The organism is Streptomyces sp. 351MFTsu5.1 (assembly GCF_000383655.1).
GTDB classification, from domain to species: domain Bacteria; phylum Actinomycetota; class Actinomycetes; order Streptomycetales; family Streptomycetaceae; genus Streptomyces; species Streptomyces griseorubiginosus.
In genome coordinates this window covers 47258-64366 of sequence record NZ_KB911798.1, presented here as the reverse complement: position 1 = coordinate 64366, position 17109 = coordinate 47258, and the positions used below count along the sequence as shown (strand labels likewise).

14 protein-coding genes are annotated in these 17109 nt (G+C 72.5%); 5 read left to right on the top strand and 9 right to left on the bottom strand.

Translation table 11 applies throughout. The annotated features are described in order from the left end of the window. The first annotated feature begins 68 nt into the window (after positions 1–68). Positions 69–1682: an alpha/beta hydrolase gene (locus H295_RS0137260; RefSeq protein ID WP_028810101.1), complete on the top strand. Its 1614-nt coding sequence runs from the start codon at positions 69–71 to the stop codon at positions 1680–1682. A 48-nt stretch (positions 1683–1730) separates the two neighbouring features. Here the strand turns inward: H295_RS0137260 and H295_RS0137255 are convergent, their stop codons facing one another. The 7 genes from H295_RS0137255 to H295_RS0137225 form a co-directional block, all read right to left on the bottom strand. Beyond that, positions 1731–2756, bottom strand: a complete 1026-nt coding sequence (locus tag H295_RS0137255; RefSeq protein WP_020140450.1) for an NAD-dependent epimerase/dehydratase family protein — start codon at positions 2754–2756, stop codon at positions 1731–1733. Positions 2757–2864: 108 nt separating this feature from the next. Next, positions 2865–3584, bottom strand: coding sequence for a lysophospholipid acyltransferase family protein (locus H295_RS0137250; RefSeq protein WP_020140449.1), 720 nt, complete (start codon positions 3582–3584; stop codon positions 2865–2867). Between the two features lie 279 nt (positions 3585–3863). Then, positions 3864–5093, bottom strand: a complete 1230-nt coding sequence (locus H295_RS0137245; RefSeq protein WP_020140448.1) for a PP2C family protein-serine/threonine phosphatase — start codon at positions 5091–5093, stop codon at positions 3864–3866. A 101-nt stretch (positions 5094–5194) separates the two neighbouring features. Next, complete coding sequence (locus H295_RS48245; protein ID WP_234021770.1) at positions 5195–8101, bottom strand: SpoIIE family protein phosphatase; 2907 nt, start codon at positions 8099–8101, stop codon at positions 5195–5197. 181 nt (positions 8102–8282) lie between these two features. Continuing rightward, positions 8283–9503 (bottom strand): ornithine--oxo-acid transaminase, encoded by a 1221-nt coding sequence (rocD, locus tag H295_RS0137235; protein ID WP_020140446.1) that lies wholly within the window; start codon positions 9501–9503, stop codon positions 8283–8285. Then, complete coding sequence (gene ddaH / locus H295_RS0137230; RefSeq protein WP_020140445.1) at positions 9500–10324, bottom strand: dimethylargininase; 825 nt, start codon at positions 10322–10324, stop codon at positions 9500–9502. The genes rocD and ddaH overlap by 4 nt, the downstream gene beginning before the upstream one ends. Before the next feature lie 151 nt (positions 10325–10475). Further along, positions 10476–10964: an Lrp/AsnC family transcriptional regulator gene (locus H295_RS0137225; protein WP_020140444.1), complete on the bottom strand. Its 489-nt coding sequence runs from the start codon at positions 10962–10964 to the stop codon at positions 10476–10478. A gap of 78 nt (positions 10965–11042) precedes the next feature. On the opposite strand from H295_RS0137225, the gene H295_RS0137220 reads away from it, so the two are divergent. Genes H295_RS0137220 through H295_RS0137205 form a run of 4 tightly spaced genes read left to right on the top strand, consistent with a single transcriptional unit; the run spans position 11043 to position 15065 of the window. Then, positions 11043–11792 carry a LytR/AlgR family response regulator transcription factor gene (locus tag H295_RS0137220; protein ID WP_020140443.1) on the top strand — a complete coding sequence of 250 codons (750 nt, stop codon included), beginning with the start codon at positions 11043–11045 and terminating at the stop codon, positions 11790–11792. A 2-nt stretch (positions 11793–11794) separates the two neighbouring features. Then, positions 11795–12154, top strand: a complete 360-nt coding sequence (locus H295_RS0137215; RefSeq protein ID WP_020140442.1) for a hypothetical protein — start codon at positions 11795–11797, stop codon at positions 12152–12154. Further along, positions 12151–13863 carry a cation acetate symporter gene (locus H295_RS0137210; protein WP_020140441.1) on the top strand — a complete coding sequence of 571 codons (1713 nt, stop codon included), beginning with the start codon at positions 12151–12153 and terminating at the stop codon, positions 13861–13863. The genes H295_RS0137215 and H295_RS0137210 overlap by 4 nt, the downstream gene beginning before the upstream one ends. After that, positions 13860–15065: a sensor histidine kinase gene (locus H295_RS0137205; RefSeq protein WP_020140440.1), complete on the top strand. Its 1206-nt coding sequence runs from the start codon at positions 13860–13862 to the stop codon at positions 15063–15065. Before H295_RS0137210 ends, H295_RS0137205 begins: the two co-directional genes overlap by 4 nt. A 1-nt stretch (position 15066) precedes the next feature. Here the strand turns inward: H295_RS0137205 and H295_RS46960 are convergent, their stop codons facing one another. Beyond that, positions 15067–15240, bottom strand: coding sequence for a hypothetical protein (locus H295_RS46960; RefSeq protein WP_020140439.1), 174 nt, complete (start codon positions 15238–15240; stop codon positions 15067–15069). Between the two features lie 13 nt (positions 15241–15253). Further along, positions 15254–17101 carry a serine/threonine-protein kinase gene (locus tag H295_RS0137195; protein ID WP_028810100.1) on the bottom strand — a complete coding sequence of 616 codons (1848 nt, stop codon included), beginning with the start codon at positions 17099–17101 and terminating at the stop codon, positions 15254–15256. Positions 17102–17109 lie beyond the last annotated feature (8 nt).

The following is a 17109-nucleotide window of genomic DNA, read 5'->3' as shown; positions in this document are numbered from 1 at the left end:
CACAGCGTCTCCATAGCAAGGAGGATCCCCCGTACGCATTCGAAACGATGTACGGGGAGGGATCCCTCTTGAGGGAGACGCGACCGAAGTGGCGGACGACCGCGCTCGGTTCGGCTGGAGTACTCATCACGGCCACACTCATATCCGGTGCCGTCGCGGCACCCGCGTCCGGCGCCAACACGTACGACGGGGGCGGCCGGCACGGCAAGGACCGGGAGACCGTCGGCGCCGAGATCGCCGCGGCCCGGGCCGCGAAGGCCGGTATCGACTGGGCGGACTGCCCGGCCGACTGGGGGATCGCCAAGCCGGTCCAGTGCGGCTGGGTCAGCGTCCCGCTGGACTACGCCAAGCCGAACGGCAAGCAGATCAAGCTCGCCGTCGACCGCATCGGCAACACCGGCACCCCGGCGGAGCGCCAGGGCGCCCTCGTCTACAACCCGGGCGGACCCGGCGGCTCGGGCATGCGCTTCCCGCTCCGTGTCGTCAACAAGAACCCGATCTGGGCCAACGTGTCCAAGGCGTACGACTTCGTGGGCTTCGACCCGCGCGGCGTCGGCCACTCCGCGCCCATCTCCTGCATCGACCCGCAGGAGTTCGTGAAGGCGCCCAAGGCCGACCCGGTCCCGGACTCCGAGGCCGACAAGCTGGCCCAGCGCAAGCTGGCCCGCGAGTACGCCGAGGGCTGCGCCGAGCGCACCGGCAAGGCGATGCTCCAGCAGATGACCACGCCCAACACCGTGCGCGACCTGGACGTCATCCGCGCCGCGCTCGGCGAGAAGAAGCTCAACTACCTGGGCGTCTCCTACGGCACCTACATCGGCGCCGTCTACGGCACCATGTACCCGGGCCACGTGCGCCGCATGGTCGTCGACAGCGTCGTGAACCCCTCCCGCGAGAAGATCTGGTACGAGGCCAACCTCGACCAGGACATCGCCTTCGAGGGCCGCTGGAAGGACTGGGAGGACTGGGTCGCCGCCAACGACGCCACCTTCCACCTCGGCACCACCCGGGCCGCGGTCGAGGCGAAGTGGCTCGAACTGCGCGCCACCGCCAAGAAGAACCCCATCGGCGGGGTCGTCGGCCCGGCCGAGCTGATCAGCTTCTTCCAGAGCGCCCCGTACTACGACTCCTCGTGGGTGCCGGTCGCCACGGTGTTCGGCAAGTACGTCGCCGGCGACACCCAGGCGCTGGTCGACGCGGCCGCCCCGGACCCGTCCGACACCGCGGGCAACATCTCCTCCGAGAACGGCAACGCCGTCTACACGGCCGTCGAGTGCACCGACGCCAAGTGGCCCACCAGCTGGAAGAAGTGGGACCGCGACAACACCGCGCTCCACAAGAAGTACCCCTTCATGACCTGGGCCAACGCCTGGATGAACCTCCCCTGCGCCACCTGGCCGGTCAAGCAGCAGACCCCGGTGAGCGTCAGGACGGGCAAGGGCCTGCCGGGCGTGCTCATCGTGCAGTCCCAGCGTGACGCGGCCACCCCGTACGCGGGCGGCGTCGAACTGCACAAGCGCTTCAAGGGCTCCCGCCTGATCACCGAGAAGGACGCGGGCTCCCACGGCGTGACCGGTCTGGTCAACCCGTGCATCAACCCGCGGGTGGACGCCTACCTGCTCAGCGGAGAGCTGGACAGGACCGACGTGACCTGCGCCCCGCACGCCACGCCGAAGCCGTAACACCTGCACGGACGGGACAAGGCGGCCGGTGTCACCGGCCGCCTTTCCTCATGCGCCCAGCGAGTCGAGATACGCGTCCTCCGCCGCGTAGTCGAAGAGGTCGCCGTACGTCTGGAACATCTTCGGATACGCCTCCCGCCAGTCCTCTCCCGCGAGGCGCCGTTCGATCCAGGCGACGGTCTCCGGGAGCCGGTCCGCGTACCGTACGACCACCGGGCGGTAGCCCAACTCCCGTTCCGCGGCGGACATGTCGAAGACGACCGGCACCGGCACCGACCACGGAGTGTCCCCCACGGTCGGCGACGGCGGCGGTCCCTCGACCAGCACGGTCTCCGGCTCGACGCCCATCACGGAGTCGATCGCGGCGGCGATCTCCGCCACCGTCGGGGCGTCCGGGTCCACGGCGTTCAGTGCCCTGCTGCCGGGCCGGGCGGCGGCGAGCCGGACCAGTTCGGCGATGTTGTGGACGTTCGCCGGATGGAAGCGGCTCCGGCCGCCGTACGGCAGCAGGCGCCGGGGCCGGCCGTCGAGGTTGCGCTTGACGAAGTACAGCTCGCGCGGAGACCGGCAGTGCGGTCCGTGGATCGCCCCCGCACGCAGCAGCGTGGTGGGCAACCGGTCGCCCGCGGCGAGCAGTTCACGCTCCAGACCTGCCTTGCGGGTGCTGTACGACGACTCGCCCGGTGCGACCGTCCGCTGCTCCTCGCCGGTGGGCACCGGGTACTCCGGGAAGCCGTCCGGCTCGGCCTGGGTGTCGAAGCTGCGGCCCTTGTCGTCCTCGTACACCGAGACGCTGGAGACCACCACGGCGGAGCCCACCCGGTCGGCCAGCGACACCAACTGCCGTGCGTGCTCCGGCCCGTAGGCCACCACGTCCACCAGGACCTCGCAGCCCTCGCCCACCGCGGCGGCCAGCGCCCGGTCGTCCGCGCGGTCGGCCCGCGCGGTACGCACCTCGGCGGGCCAGCCCTCGTCCCGTCCGCCGCCCCGCGAGACGGCGGTCACCTCCCAGCCGTCGCGGGCCAGCGCGCCCACGGCCGCCCGCCCGATCTGTCCGGTCGCTCCGATCACCACAGCACGTCGTGTCATGCCGTGACCCTACGGTCGGAGGTCGGGCGGGCACAGGCGGCTCTGCCGACAGCAGAGGTCGAAGCGCTCTGCCGAGAGCAGGGGTTGACTCGGTCAACTGAGCGGCAGGCGCGGGAACTTGCGCTCCTTGGCGGCAGCGGCCTCCGCCGCCTTCACCACGGCCGCGTACTCGTCGACGTACTCCTGGTCGGACAGCTTCAGGATGGCGTACATGATCTCGTCGGTGATCGCCCGCAGGATCGCCTTCTCGTTCTCCATCCCGGCGTAGCGGGAGAAGTCGAGGGGCTTGCCGAAACGGATCACCACGGGGTGGATGTTGGGGATGACCTTGCCGGGCGGCTGGGCCTCGAAGGTGCCGATCATCGCGCAGGGGATCACCGGGACCTGGGCCCTGAGGGCCATCACCGCGACGCCGACCTTGCCCTTGTAGAGGCGGCCGTCATGGGAGCGCGTGCCCTCCGGGTAGATGCCCAGCAGCTCGTCCTTGCGCAGCACGCCGAGGCCCTCGCGGATGGCGGCCTGGCCCGCCTCCTTGCCGGAGCGGTCCACCGGGATCTGTCCGGCACTGCGGAAGAAGAACGCGGTCAGCCGGCCTTTGACGCCGGGGCCGGTGAAGTACTCGGCCTTCGCCAGGAAGGTGATGCGGCGCTTGAGCACCGCGGGCATCAGGAAGTGGTCGGAGAAGGACAGGTGGTTGCCGGCCACGATGGCCGCACCCGAGTCCGGGATGTGCTCCAGGCCTTCTATTCGAGGCCGGAAGACCAGTCTCAGCAACGGCCCCAACAGCACATATTTGAGCAGGTAGTAGAACAAGAGGGGGCGCTCCTCGGTCGGGCGGACGGCTCAACTCCGCGTTCTGGCTGGTCAACCGGCGTGAGATGGGGCTGTCAGTGTAGGCGCAGGCGGCGGGGCCCGGAACAGCCCCGACCGCCGCTCCAGCTTGATCCCGTCACGCGGCCGACGGCAACTCGACGAGCGCGGGTGACGCGATACGCGCCGCAGACAGGCCGGGGACTGCCTCTTGCCTTCCACTGCCTTCCACCGTGCGCCCCGGTCCGGCGAGCCCCCTGCGGCACTCCGCCCCACCCGCCCTCACAACCGCACGATCACCAGCGCCGTGTCGTCCGTCGCGCCGCTGGTGGGCAGGAGTTCCGCGAGGACGGCGTCGGCCAGGGTCTCGGGGTCCTCCTTGCGGTGGCGGGTGAGGGCGTCGGCGAGGCGGGTGAGGCCGGTGTCGACGTCCTCGCGGCGACGCTCCACGAGACCGTCGGTGTAGAGGGCGAGCGTGGCGCCCGGAGCGAACGTGGTGGTCGCCTGTGGCCGCGGGATCGGGTCGGGGCTGGCGTCCAGCGGCGGGTCGGTGGCCCTGTCGAGGCACTCCACGCGGCCGTCGGCGTGCACCAGCATCGGCGGCGGGTGTCCCGCGCTGCTGTAGGTGATCGTGCCGTGGTCGAAGTCGATGAAGGTGGTGACCGCGGTCGCCGACTCGGCGCCCTCGATCACATGGGCGTACCGGCCCAGCACGTCCAGCGCCTGCGCCGGGCCCTCGGCCACCCGCGAGGCCGCGCTCAGGGCGCTCCGCAGCTGGCCCATGACACAGGCCGCCCCGAGCCCGTGCCCCACCACGTCGCCCACGGAGACCCCGACACCGCGCCCGCCCACCAGGTCGACCAGGTCGTACCAGTCCCCGCAGACGTTGAGCGCGCCGACCGCCGGCCGGTAGCGGACGGCCGCCCGGTCGTGCAGGGACTGCCGGCTGACCGGCAGCATCGCCTCCTGGAGGGCCAGCGCGACCTCGCGCTCACGCGCGTGTGCCTGCCGCAGCCGTTCGTTGAACTCCTGGAGTTCGCGGGCCCGGGTGTACAGCTCCGCCTCCAGGACCCGGGACCGGCCGCCGCGCGGCCCACCGCGGGCCCGTATCAGCTCGGTGACCTCCTCCACCCGGTGCACCAGCAGCGCGACCTTGCCGTCCGGGCCGAGCACCGGGGCGTTGACGGGGCTCCAGTAGCGCACCTCCCACTCGCCGGGCCGCTCGGGGTCCTCCACGTCGTACCGCTGGAGCGCCATGGCGTCGCGTTCGCCGGTGTCCAGGACCCGCCGCAGCGAGGCGGCCAGATTGCGCATGCCGGTGGCCCCGGGGTCGTTCGGGTTGTCCGGGAAGACGTCGAAGAGGTAGCGGCCCACGACAGCCTCGCGCGACCGGCCGGACCCGCTCAGGAACTCCTCGTTGACATCCGTGAACACCAGCTCGGGTGTCAGCAGCGCGACCATGCCCGGCAGTGCCTGGAACACCGCCGCGTAGTCGATGGATGTGTCGCTCATTGCAGCCGCCTCGCCGCTGGGATCACCCATTTTCCCACGATATGAGGGTTTCCTGGGGGGATCGTCGAGATGGATGGTGGGTACGGTGCGGTTGCCGGTGTTCAGTCGCCGGGCTCCCGCAGGGACTGCTCGGCCCAGATGACCTTTCCCTCGGGCACGAACCGGGTGCCCCAGCGCTGGGCGAACTGGGAGACCAGGAGCAGCCCCCGGCCGCCCTCGTCGGTGGTCCGCGGATGGCGGAGGTGGGGGGCGGTGGAGCCGCTGTCCAGCACCTCGCACATCAGGGTGCGGGCCCGGATCAGACGCAGCCGGATCGGTCCCACGGCGTGCCGGATGGCATTGGTGACGAGTTCGCTGACGACCAGTTCCGTGGTGAACGCGAGCTCCTCCAGACCCCACTCCGTCAGCTGCCGGGACGCCGCCTTGCGGGCTTCGGCGACCTGCGCAGGGTCCACGGGCACGTCCCAGTCCGCGACCTGTTCGGGCCCCAGCAACCGGGTGCGGGCCAGCAGCAGGGCCACGTCGTCGTGCGGCTGGTCGGGGGCCAGCGAGTCGACGACGGCCCGGCAGCGCAGGTCGAGGGTGTCGGCCGACCGCTCCAGGGCCTCGCGCAACCGGTCCCGGCCCGCTTCGGGCGACTGGTCCTCACCGTGGGCGAGCAGCCCGTCGGTGTGCAGCGCGAGAGTGCTGCCCGGGGCCAGGGCCAGCTCCACGGACTCGAAGGGCGGGCCCCCGACACCGAGGGACGGCCCCTGAGGCAGGTCCACGAAGGCGACCGTGCCGTCGGGCAGGATCACGGCGGGCGCGGGGTGCCCGGCGGCGGCCATCGCGCACTGCCCGTCGACGGGGTCGTAGACGACGTACACACACCCGGACCCCACCGCCTGGGCACTGTCGGACTCGTCCGACGGGTCGACGGGGACGGCCAGGGTCCGCGAGCTCCCGGGGGCCGGTGCGTCAGCGGGCGTCCCGGAGCGGCCGGGAGCACGTGGGTCCCCGGGCGCGACATCCGACCCTCCCGCCGGCCATGAGCCCTCCGCGGTCCCTGCTGCGAGCCCGGAGGCCTCCGCGTGCTCCGAGGCCTCCGGGGTCCCTGATCCTCCTGCGAGCCCCGAGCCGTCCGCGAGCGCCGAGCCGTCCGCGAGCCCCGAGCCGTCCGCGAGCCTCGTGGTGTGGTTGAGCCCCGTGCCCTCCGCGAGCTCAGAGGCCTCCGCGGTCCCTGATCCTCCTGCGAGCCCCGAGGCCTCCTCGTGCTCCGAGGCCTCCGCTGTCGGCGATCCTCCCGCGAGCCCCGAGCCGTCCGCTGCCCCCGAGCCGTCCGCTGCCCCCGACCCTCCCGCAGCCCCGCACCCCGCCCCGCCCCCCGGGCCCCCCGCGCCCTCAGGGCCTGCCCCCTCCTCCCGTGCCGCGCGGGCCACCAGGTCGTCCAGGTGGCCCAGTACCTCCTCCGGCGGGAGATCCAGGGCCGCCAGCGTCCGTACCGCGGTCCGCAGCCGGCCCATGGCCGCCGCGGCGGCGATTCCGTGGCCGGGCACCTCGCCGACCACGAGGGCGACCCGTGCGCCGGAGAGCGGGATCAGGTCGTACCAGTCCCCGCCGAGGCCGGTCAGCTCGTCGGCCGGCCGGTAGCAGGCGCTCACCTCCACGGCCTCCTGCTCGGGCAGCCGGTGCGGGAGCAGACTGCGCTGGAGGACGAGCGCAGCCTGACGCTCGCGGGTATAGCGCCGGGCGTTGTCCACACAGACGGCGGCCCGGGAGACGAGGTCCTCGGCGAGGTTGAGATCGTCCTCGTCGAAAGGCTCCTGGCGGCGCCGGCGGAAGAAGGTCGTGACGCCGAGCGTGGCACCCCGCGCGCGGATCGGCACGACCATCACGCTGTGCAGCCCCAGCTCCAGGAAGGTGGCCGTGCGACCGCCGGGTATGCCGGTGGCCCACTCCGCGGCCAGCGGGTCGAGCCGCTCCTCCCGCCAGGGCGTGCCCTCGGCGAGACACCGCAGCGGGGGTGTGCCGGGCAGGTAGGCGGCCACCTCGCCCACCGCGACGACCGCCTCCGGCACCCCCTCGTTCACCGACTGCTGTCCGGCCCGCACCAGCGGCCCCTGCATGCTGGGTTCCGCTCCCCGCAGCACCGACTCCAGCAGGTCCACGGTGATGTAGTCGGCCAGCGCCGGCACGGCCACGTCGGCCAGCTCCTGGGCGGTCTGCCGGATGTCCAGACCGCGCCCGATGTGCTCACCGGCCCGGTCGAGCAGGGCAAGACGCTGCCGTGCGCGGTGTCGCTCGGTGATGTCGACGACCGTGTAGTAGACGCCCATCGGGTTGCCCTGGTCGTCGTCGATCCGGGTGAACGACATGGTGTGCGCGGTCTCCCGGTGCGGGGCGGCACGGACCCGGCCGACGTGCTCGTACTCCACGACCGGCTCCCCGGTCGCCAGCACCCGCCGCATCTGCGTCTCGATCGCCTCCGCGTCCAGGCCCGGCTGGATCTCCCCGAACCGCAGCCCCAGCCGCTCGGGCGCCGGAGCGCTGCCGAACTGCTCCAGGGCCGGGTTGGACCACACACAACGCAGGTCGGTGTCGACGATCGCGATGCCGATGGGGGAGCGGGTGACCATCTGCTCCAGGACCGGACGGCTCATGTCCCAGCCGGGCGCCTCGGCCAGCTCGGACAGCAGGACGAGCCAGCGGGCGGTGCCGCCCGTGTCGGCCGAGGTGATGCGCACCATGAGCCGGGCGGGCCGGCCCCCCTTGCGGACGGCGGTCAGCAACCCCGCCCAGCCGCCGTCGGCGCGGCAGCGCTGGGCGAGCTCGGGCACGCGACCGGCGTCCTCGGCGGTGAGCAGAGCGGCGGCGGTCATGCCCACGGCCTCCGAGGCGCCGTAGTCCAGCAGGCGTTCCGCGTCCCTCGTCCAGCCGGTGACGATTCCGTGGGCGTCGAGCAGCAGCGGCGCGGCATCGGCCACGTCGAACCGGTGCCGCGCGGTGTCATGCCCTTTGTGAGCGCCCACGGACGACCTCTCTGTCGCTGAGAGTGGTCTATCACCTCTTCGTCACATCTTCACCCGGTGAGGTGGGAGTGCACCTCGGGAGAGGGCGGTGCGGTGGGGCGCGGGTGCGGGTTCGTCGTGGCTGGTCACGCCCACGCGGCGGAGCCGCACATCGATACAGCCCCGCGCCCCTATAGGCAGGTCATCGCCTGAGCACCTTTTCCAGGACCCCCAGTGCCGACTCCAGCTCCTCCGCAGTGATCGTCAGCGGGGGTGCCAGCCGGATCGTCGAGCCGTGGGTGTCCTTGACCAGGACTCCCTCGTGCATGAGCAGCTTGCTGACCTCGCGGCCGGTGCCGATCTCCGGGTCGATGTCCACGCCCGCCCACAGGCCACGGGCGCGGAAGCCGACCACGCCCTTGCCGACCAGGCCGGCCAGACCGTCCCGCAGGACCACCCCGAGCTCCGCCGCCCGGCTCTGGAACTCGCCCGTCTCCAGGAGTTCCACCACCGCCGTGCCGACCGCCGCCGCGAGCGGGTTGCCGCCGAAGGTCGAGCCGTGTTCACCCGGGCGCAGGACGCCGAGCACGTCCCGGCGGGCGACCACCGCCGACACCGGGACGATGCCGCCGCCCAGCGCCTTGCCGAGCAGCAGCACGTCCGGGACGACCCCTTCGTGCTCGACCGCGAGGGTGCGGCCGGTGCGGCCGAGGCCCGACTGGATCTCGTCCGCGACGAACAGACAGCCCTTGCGGCGGGTCAGCTCGCGGACCCCGGTCAGATAGCCGTCGTCCGGGACGACCACGCCCGCCTCGCCCTGGATCGGCTCCAGGAGCACCGCGGCCGTCGTCTCGTCGACCGCCTCCTCCAGCGCCGCCAGGTCGTTGTACGGCACGATCCGGAAGCCCGGTGTGAAGGGACCGAAGCCCGCCCGCGCGGTCTCGTCCGTGGAGAACGACACGATCGTCGTCGTACGGCCGTGGAAGTTCTCGGCGGCCACCACGATCGTGGCCCGGTCGGCCGGGACGCCCTTCACCTCGTACGCCCACTTGCGGGCCACCTTGATGCCGCTCTCCACCGCCTCCGCGCCGGTGTTCATCGGCAGCACCATGTCCAGGCCGGTCAGCCCGGCCAGCCGCTCCGCGAACTCGGCGAGCCGGTCGTTGTGGAAGGCGCGGGAGGTGAGGGTCAGCCGGTCCAGCTGCCGGTGGGCCGCCTCGATCAGCGCCGGGTGGCGGTGGCCGAAGTTGAGGGCGGAGTAGCCGGCCAGCATGTCGAGGTAGCGGCGGCCCTCGACGTCCTCGACCCAGGTGCCCTCGGCACGGGCGACGACCACGGGCAGCGGGTGGTAGTTGTGCGCGAGGACCGGCTCCTCGGCGCGGATGAGATCGGCGGAGGAACGCGTGCTTACGGGTGCGGTCATGAGCGGATCTCCTGAGTGCAGCACTTGATGCCGCCGCCGGCCTTGTGGAGCTCGGAGAGGTCGACGGGGACGGGGACGTAGCCGTGCTCGTCGAGACGCACGGCGAGGGCCTCGGCCTGCGGGGCGATGAAGACGTGCCGGCCGTCGGACACGGAGTTCAGACCGAACGCCATCGCGTCGTCGCGGGTCGCGAGCACCGCCTCCGGGTACAGCCGTTCGAGTACCGCGCGACTGCCCGCCGAAAAGGCCTCCGGGTAGTAGACGATGTTGTTGCCCGCCGCCGAGTCGTCGAGCACGAAGAGCGCCGTGTCCAGGTGGTAGAAGTGCGGGTCCACCAGGGTCAGGCTGATCACCGGGTGGCCGAAGAACTCCTGCACCTCGCGGTGCGCCTCCCGGGTCGTGCGGAAACCGGTCCCGGCCAGCACGTACCGGCCGGTCCAGACGAGGTCGCCCTCGCCCTCGCAGACCGACAGGGGGCGCCGGACGTCGTAGCCCGCGGTCTTGAACCACAGGTCGTAGTGCGTGGACTCGGGGCGCCGCTCGGGCGCGTGGAAGAGGGAGCCGAAGACGCGGCCGCCGACGACGACCGCCGAGTTCGCGGCGAAGACCATGTCGGGGAGACCGGGGACCGGCTCCACCGCGTCGATGCGGTGCCCATGGGCCTCGTAGGTGCTGATCAGCGTCCGCCACTGGTCCTGCGCCAGGTCCACGTCGACGTGGGTGTCGGGATGCATCCAGGGATTGATCGCGTACTGCACGGCGAAGTGTCTGGGTTCGCAGACCAGGAATCGCCGCAGGCGCGGCACACGGGAGTCGGACACAGAGGGGTTCCTCCGCTTCCTGCGCTGTCTACTGAGGGTTGACACCACGGTAGGAAGTGACCCGGGGGCCCGACAAGCAACAAGAATTGCGTGTCCGCGCAGGAATGCTGCAAATATCGCCGGTAAAACGCAAGGCTGCTGCGTTTATCCGCTACGCCTCAGGTGCGGGCTGGCTCGCCCCCGCCTCGGGGCTTTCCGGGAGGAGATGGGACAGCACCATCACGCTGATCGTCTTCCGGATGAACGGCTCCACCCGGATGCGCTCCAGCACCTCCTCGAAGTGCTCCACGTCCCGCGCCCGCACATGCAGCAGGGCGTCCGCGCCGCCTGTCACCGTCATCGCCGCGGTGATCTCCGGATGGTTGCGGACCACCTCCGCGAGCCGCCGTGGCGGGGCCGCGCCCTCGCAGTACACCTCGACGTACGCCTCGGTGCGCCAGCCCAGCGCCGACGGCTGCACCGTGGCCGTGAACCCGGTGATCACCCCGGTGTCCCGCAGCCGGTCCACGCGCCGCTTCACCGCCGTGGAGGAGAGTCCGATCGCCGCACCGATCTCCGCGAAGGAGGTCCGCGCGTTGGCCATCAGCGCGGTGATGATCTTCCGGTCGAGCTCGTCGAACGCGGCGGTCCTGCTGTTCATGTCGGCACTGTATCCAGCAGGGGCGTCCACACCACCGCACGTGTCCAGTCGTACGAATTGCTCCTACACTCCGGGTTCATGCTGCGCGCCCTGGCTGTCGACGACGAACGCCCCTCGCTGGAGGAACTGCTCTACCTCCTCGGTGCCGATCCCCGGATCGGCAGTGTGGAAGGGGCCGGTGACGCCACCGAGGCGCTGCGCCGCATCAACCGCGCGCTGGAGTCGGGCCCGCACGGACCCGAGGCGATCGACGTCGTCTTCCTCGACATCAACATGCCGGGGCTCGACGGCCTCGACCTCGCCCGGCTGCTGACCGGCTTCGCCAAGCCGCCGCTGGTGGTCTTCGTCACCGCCCACGAGGACTTCGCCGTCCAGGCCTTCGACCTCAAGGCCGTCGACTACGTCCTCAAACCGGTCCGCAAGGAACGCCTCGCCGAGGCCGTCCGCCGTGCCGCCGAACGCCTCGACAGCGCGCCCCGCATCCCCGTGCACGAACCCGACCCGGACCACATACCCGTCGAACTCGGCGGGGTGACACGGTTCGTGGCCGTCGACGACATCACCCACGTCGAGGCCCAAGGGGACTACGCCCGCCTCCACACCGACAAGGGCAGCCACCTCGTCCGCATCCCGCTGTCCACGCTGGAGGACCGCTGGCGCTCGCGCGGCTTCGTCCGCATCCACCGCCGCCACCTCGTCGCCCTGCGCCACGTCGGCGAACTCCGCCTGGACGCGGGCACGGTGAGCGTCCTCGTCGGCGGCGAGGAGCTCCAGGTCAGCCGCCGCCACACCCGCGAGCTGCGCGACCTGCTGATGAGGAGGCCCTAGCCGTGCCCCAGGACCCCGTCGAGCGGCGCGTCGTCGTCACCGGCCCGCCCCGCCGCAGCCGCCCCGCCTCCGGCTACTACCGGCCGCGCACCGAGATCGACGAACAGACCACCCTCGGACACACCTACGTCCGCTCCCTGATGCGCACCCAACTGCGCGCCGCCCTCGCGGTGTTCGCCTTCCTGGCCCTGCTCGTCGGCCCGCTCCCGCTGCTGTTCGCGGCGATGCCCGACGCCCACCGCCTCGAATGGGCCGTCCTCGGCTTCGGCCTCTACGTCCCCCTGGTCCTGCTCGCCCGCTGGTACGTGCGGCGCGCGGAGCGCAACGAACGGGACTTCGTGCGCCTGGTCGAGGACCGATGAACTCCAGCTACTCCGTCCCGGCCGTCGCCCTGGTCGTCGTCGCCACCGTCCTCGTCGGCGCCTTCGGCCTGCGCATCTCCCGCACCACCTCCGACTTCTACGTCGCCTCCCGCACCGTCGGCCCCCGCCTCAACGCGGCCGCCATCAGCGGCGAGTACCTCTCCGCCGCCTCCTTCCTCGGCATCGCGGGCCTGGTCCTGGTCCAGGGCCCCGACATGCTCTGGTACCCGGTCGGCTACACCGCCGGCTATCTCGTCCTGCTCCTCTTCGTCGCCGCCCCGCTGCGCCGCTCCGGCGCCTACACCCTCCCCGACTTCGCCGAGGCCCGCCTCGCCTCCCAAGCCGTACGACGGCTCGCGGGCGCCTTCGTCGTCGGCGTCGGCTGGCTCTACCTGCTGCCCCAACTCCAGGGCGCCGGACTCACGTTGACCGTCCTCACCGGGGCACCCCAGTGGCTCGGCGGAGTCATCGTCGCCGCCGTCGTGGTCGCCACCGTCGCCGCGGGCGGCATGCGCAGCATCACCTTCGTGCAGGCCTTCCAGTACTGGCTCAAGCTCACCGCGCTGCTCGTCCCCGCCCTCTTCCTCATCCTCGCCTGGCAGGGCGACGGCGCCCCCAGCCACGCCTTCGAGGAACCGGCGACCTTCCGCGAACAGCGCGCGGTGCGCGTCGACTCCACCGTCGACATCGAGCTGGACAGGCCCCTGACGGTCACGGTCACCGGCACGGTCGACGGCCGCCCGCACGAGGACGACACGCTCCGACTCCCCGCCGGCACCCACCACATCGACAAGGGCACCAGCCTCACCTTCGCCCGGGGCACCACCGTCCCGGCCGCCGACCGCGGCACCGGCGACGGCATGTCGACCTCCCTCGCCGCGGGCCGCGAGGACCGGCCCCTGTACGCCACGTACGGACTGATCCTCGCCACCTTCCTCGGCACCATGGGTCTGCCGCACGTCGTCGTCCGCTTCTACACCAGCCCCCACGGCGTCGCCGCCCGCCGCACCACGGTCGCCGTCCTCGGCCTGATCGGCTGCTTCTACCTGCTGCCCCCCGTCTACGGCGCCCTCGGCCGCCTGTACGCCCCCGAACTCACCCTCACCGGAGACGCCGACGCGGCCGTACTCCTCCTCCCGGAGCGGATGATCGGCGGCCTCGGCGGCGACCTGCTGGGCGCACTGGTGGCGGGCGGCGCCTTCGCCGCGTTCCTGTCCACGGCCTCCGGGCTCACCATGGCCGTCGCGGGCGTGCTCACCCAGGACGTCCTGCCCGCGCGCGGCGTACGGCACTTCCGGCTCGGCACGGTCCTCGCGATGTGCGTCCCGCTGGCCGGGAGCGTCCTGGTCGGCGGACTGCCCGTCGCCGACGCGGTCGGCCTCGCCTTCGCCGTCTCCGCGTCCTCCTTCTGCCCCTTGCTCGTGCTCGGCATCTGGTGGCGGCGGCTCACCCCGCCCGGCGCCGCCGCGGGCATGCTGGTCGGCGGCGGCTCGGCCTTCCTCGCCGTGGCCGCGACCATGGCCGGTCTCCCCGCGAGGGGCCCGCTGCACGCCCTGCTCGCCTGGCCCGCGCTCTGGTCGGTGCCGCTCGGCTTCCTCACCATGGTGGTGGTCTCGCTGTCCACCGCGAGCCGGGTTCCGGCGGGCACGGCGGCCATCCTGGCCCGCTTCCATCTGCCGGAGGAACTGCGGGCGGAGGCCAAGGCATGAGCGGATTCCTGGCCGGTCTCTGCGTGGCGATCCTCCCGCTGCTCGCCGCCGGCTTCTGGCTCGGCCGGCGCACGGCCGGCTCGCAGGCCCTCGGCGGTCTCGGCACCCCCGTCGAGCACGCCACCTTCGAGACCCTGCACACCGCCTCCCTGGCCGCGCCCCCGCTGCGGGCAGGGCTGACGGAGGAGACCGCCCGCAAGTCGGCCCGCCGCCTGCGCACCCTGCTGGGCACCGACGCGCTGTGCCTCACCGACCAGAAGCAGGTCCTGGTCTGGGACGGCGTCGGCGGCCACCACCGCACCGAGATCATGGAACGCCTCGCGGCCCCGCTGGAGACCGGCCGCGGCGAGGCCTTCCGGCTCAGCTGCGACACCCCGGACTGCCCGGTCCGCTGGGCGGTCGTGGCCCCCCTCACCGTCGACGACCGCGTCCACGGCGCCCTCGTCGCCTGCGCGCCCCGCGAGTCCGCCGTGCTGGTCCGGGCCGCCGGAGAGGTGGCGCGGTGGGTCAGCGTCCAGCTGGAGTTGGCGGACCTCGACCAGTCCCGCACCCGTCTGATCGAGGCCGAGATCAAGGCACTTCGGGCCCAGATCTCCCCGCACTTCATCTTCAACTCGCTCGCCGTGATCGCGTCCTTCGTTCGCACCGACCCCGAACGCGCCCGCGAACTCCTCCTCGAATTCGCCGACTTCACCCGCTACTCGTTCCGCAGGCACGGCGACTTCACCACCCTCGCCGACGAACTCCACGCCATCGACCACTACCTGGCGCTCGTGCGGGCACGCTTCGGCGATCGCCTCTCCGTCACCCTCCAGATCGCCCCGGAGGTGCTGCCGGTCGCGCTGCCCTTCCTGTGCCTCCAGCCCCTGGTGGAGAACGCCGTCAAGCACGGCCTGGAGGGCAAGACCGAGAAGTGCCACATCCAGATCACCGCCCAGGACGCGGGCGCCGAGGCCCTCGTGGTCATCGAGGACGACGGCGCCGGAATGGACCCGGTCCTGCTCCGCCGTATCCTCGCCGGGGAGGTCAGCCCCTCGGGCGGCATCGGACTGTCCAACGTCGACGACCGGCTCCGCCAGGTGTACGGCGACTCCTACGGCCTCGTCATCGAGACCGCCGTGGGCGCGGGCATGAAGATCACCGCCCGGCTGCCCAAGTACCAGCCGGGCGTGCACTCGGCGGGCCGCCTCACGGGCGGCTGAGTCAACTGCGGGTGGCCACCATGCCGAGGGTGATCAGACCCAGCACGACCCAGCCGAACCACAGCCAGCCGTTGCTGCCGAGCGCCACCGTGTACGCCGTCACCGCGACGAGACCGCCGACGGTGAGCACCCCCATCGTTCTGGTCGAGCCATCCGTGGAACCGGTACCGGGCATCGCGACACCTTCCTCAGGATTCGTCCCCCTCCATGGTGCCTCCGTTCTGCCTGCGGACGGTGCACACGACGAAATGAGTGCCGTTCTTCCAGGGGCCCTCGCTCGTCCAGGACCCCGCCGTGTAGACCGACGGATCGAAGCCGTAGTCGCCCGGCGGCACCTCCCGCGCGCACGCCGTGTCCGACTCGGTGCGCGCCTCGGGCAGGGTGACATCGGGGGCCAATCGGGTGAATCCGAGCACCTGCTCGTCGTAGGAGCCCGCGCAGGACACCAGCCGGGCGTCCCGGTTGGTGCGCACGTCCAGGCAGTCCCGCCGCTGCATGGTCGCCGTGTCCGCGAACGCCGAACCCAGGGCGCGGTGCGTGCCGATCGGCCCGTACACCGGCCCGTTCGCCCCCAGCACCAGGCAGGCCGTGCGCCGCCCCGCGGCCCCGAACCCCTCGCCGGTCGGTACGACGGCCTGGCCGCGGACGTCGGCGAGCCGGTCCCGGAGCTCCCGCGTCCGCTCCTCGCACTTCGCGGGCCCGCTCCGCCGCGCCTCCTCGGCGGAGCCGGCCGGGACGAACGCCATCACCTGGCCGTCCGGCGCCGTACGGCAGGCGGGATCCAGCCGCAGCCGGGGCGTCCCCCGGAACCGCTCCGACCCCGGCCAGTCGGCGATCACGCAGTCACCGTCCCGCAGCGGTTTCACGAGCCCGACGGCCTCGCCGTACGGCTGCCGGGCGGTCCGCTGTCCGCCTCCTCCTCCCTCCGACGACCGGTCGGCCATGGCGTACCAGACCCCGCCCAGGGCCAGCAGCAGCCCCAGACCGCAGGCGAGGAGGGCCCGCAGGGCGTGCGAACGCTCCCGCCGCCGACGGCCGCCCCGCGACGGCGGCGCCTCGGGGGACGGCCGGTGTCCCTGCGGAGCCGGCCCGAACGGCGGTCCCTGCACCCCCGCCCAGGGCGGCTGCGAGCCGAGATCGGTCTGCGTCCGCGGATACGGCTCGACCGACGGCGCCACGACCGCCGACAGCGCGGCCTCCGCCTCCGCCGCGGACAGCCGCTGCCCGGGGTCCTTCGCCAGCAGCGCGTGCAGTACGGGACCGAGCGCGCCCGCACGCTCGGCGGGCCGTGGCTCCTCCATGACCACCGCGGTCACCTCGGCGAGATGCGACTCCCGCTCGAAGGGGCTCACGCCCTCCACGGCGTGGTACAGCGTGCAGCCCAGCGAGAACAGGTCGGCGGCCGGGGTGGGCGCCCCGCCGGTGGCCCGCTCCGGCGCCAGATAGCCCGCCGTCCCCACCAGCACCGACGCCAGCGTGTACCGGGTCTCCCCGGCGTCGGGCTGCACGGAGATGCCGTAGTCAGTGAGCAGGACGCGCCCGTACGGCGAGCCCGAGCGGTCCGGCGCCAGCAGGATGTTCGCCGGTTTCACGTCCCGGTGCATCACGCCCCGCTGGTGCCCGGCGGTCAGCGCGTCCAGCACCGCGAGGCCGACCCGGGCGCACTCCGCGGGGGCGAGCGGTCCACGGGAGGCGACCAGGTCACGCAGGTCCACGGCGTCGGCCACGTACTCCATGACGATCCACGGCAGCCCGTCGTGCTCCAGGACGTCGTGCACGGTCACCACGTGCGGGTGGCCGCGCAGCCCGGCCGCGTGCCGGGCCTCCGCGCGGGCCCGTGCCACCCGTGCCTCCCGCTCGTGGCCGGCCTCCACCGGGTCCCGGAACACGATCTCCTTGAGCGCGACCTCGCAGGCGAGTCTCTGGTCGTGGGCGAGCCACACATGGCCCATGCCGCCGCTGCCGAGCGGGTTCAGCAGCAGATAACGGCCGGCGATGACCCGGCCCACTCCCGACGTCGGTGATCCTGAAGGCATCCGGTGAC